Genomic DNA, 1,497 nt, shown 5'->3' on the forward strand with positions numbered 1-1,497 from the left:
CCCGTGAGACAAGGCCCGTGATGAGCGATCGTGACCGCAAGCCCCCATTCCGCCGCGGCGGGGCTAAACCGTTCGAAAAAGGGCGAAAATCGGCCGGGCGGCCGGTTTGGCGCAGCCGCGATTCGGATGCCGACGGCCCGGTGATTCTCTACGGCTGGCATACGGTTTCGCTGGCGCTGGCCAATCCGGAGCGCCGGATCCGCAAGCTGTTCGTAACCGAGAATGCGGCCCGACGGCTCGCCGAAGAAGGCATCGACACCCGCGTGCCCCCGGAGCTCGTCCGCCCCAGCACGATCGACCAGCGTCTGGGACCGGATGCCGTGCATCAGGGGCTGCTGGTGGAGGCCGATCCCCTGCCCTCGCCTGATATCGATACGCTCGAGCCCGAGGGCATCGTGCTGGTGCTCGACCAGATCACCGATCCGCACAATGTCGGCGCCATCCTGCGCTCGGCCGCGGCCTTCGCGGTGAAGGCGATCGTCACCACCGCCCGCCACAGCCCCGAGGCGACCGGCGTGCTCGCGAAATCGGCCTCCGGCGCGCTGGAGCTGGTGCCGCTCATCACCGTGCAGAATCTCGCCCGCACGCTGACCGCCTTGAACGAGCGCGGCTTCCTGACCGTCGGCCTCGACAGTCAGGGGAGCGAGGATCTCAGTCAGGCCGCGCTACGGCAGCCGCTCGCGCTGGTGCTCGGCGCCGAAGGCAAGGGATTAAGACAACTGACGCGGGAGACCTGCAGCGTGGTGGCGCGGCTCGACATGCCCGGCGAGATCAAGAGCCTCAACGTCTCGAACGCCGCAGTGCTCGCGCTCTATATCGGCGCAAGCCGGCTCGGCCTGATGTAGAGCGTTTTCGAGCGAAGGAGCTCGACGCGAATGAAAGCGCCCGCTCGCGCGATGCGAACGGGCACCAATCCCAGGAAGCGCCTGTCAGGTCAGTAGTAGCGGCGCAGCACGCGCTGGCCGTGATAATATTGCGAGTGGCCGTAGCGATAGTGCGAACGATAGTAGCGCGGACGCAACGGACGATAGTACGAGACCCCACCCTCGCGATAGGTCGGGACCGGCGCCCAGTTGCCCGGGCCGGTATAGGTCGGCCCCTGGTTGACATAGTAGTATTGCTGCTCTGGATCCGGGAGCCGCTGGGTGACCCAGCCGTAGCCAGGGCCACAGCCGCCGCAGCCAGAGGTGTAGTTGTAGCTGACGACCGGCGCGGAATAGACCGGCGCGGCGTAGACCGGCGGCGCGCAGGGGCTGGCATAATAACCATAAGAGCCGCACGGCGAGCACGAGCCGTACCCGCACGCCATTGCGGGTGCCGCAGCCATGACCGCGACTGCCGCGACCATTCCTGAAATTATGTGACGCATTACTCTACTCTCTCCTGTTGGTGTGTTCTTGTTGGCTCATCTCTTTGTTTGGGCATGATCTCCGCGCAAACGCTTTGCGTTTGTCGCGAGGGAAAACCGGTTTCCACTTTTCCCGACCATGCTCTAGC

2 protein-coding genes are annotated in these 1,497 nt (G+C 65.3%); one reads left to right on the forward strand and one right to left on the reverse strand.

The window, feature by feature from the left end; all coding sequences use genetic code 11:
• Positions 1-20 precede the first annotated feature (20 nt).
• A complete protein-coding gene (gene rlmB / locus CWO89_RS44115; RefSeq protein ID WP_130584372.1) occupies positions 21-845 on the forward strand; it encodes a 23S rRNA (guanosine(2251)-2'-O)-methyltransferase RlmB in 825 nt (274 codons plus the stop codon).
• Positions 846-934: 89 nt separating this feature from the next.
• Here the strand turns inward: rlmB and CWO89_RS44120 are convergent, their stop codons facing one another.
• The gene (locus tag CWO89_RS44120) at positions 935-1,369 is read right to left on the reverse strand and encodes a hypothetical protein (protein WP_130584373.1); all 435 of its coding nucleotides are present in this window, start codon (positions 1,367-1,369) and stop codon (positions 935-937) included.
• Positions 1,370-1,497: the final 128 nt, after the last annotated feature.

Source organism: Bradyrhizobium sp. Leo170 (genome assembly GCF_004296405.1).
Taxonomy (GTDB): Bacteria; Pseudomonadota; Alphaproteobacteria; order Rhizobiales; family Xanthobacteraceae; genus Bradyrhizobium.

Bases quoted from the DNA above. Each gene is read 5' to 3' on its own strand.
- rlmB (WP_130584372.1), top strand. From the start codon at position 21: ATGAGCGATCGTGACCGCAAGCCCCCATTCCGCCGCGGCGGGGCTAAA.
- CWO89_RS44120 (WP_130584373.1), bottom strand. From the start codon at position 1,369: ATGCGTCACATAATTTCAGGAATGGTCGCGGCAGTCGCGGTCATGGCT.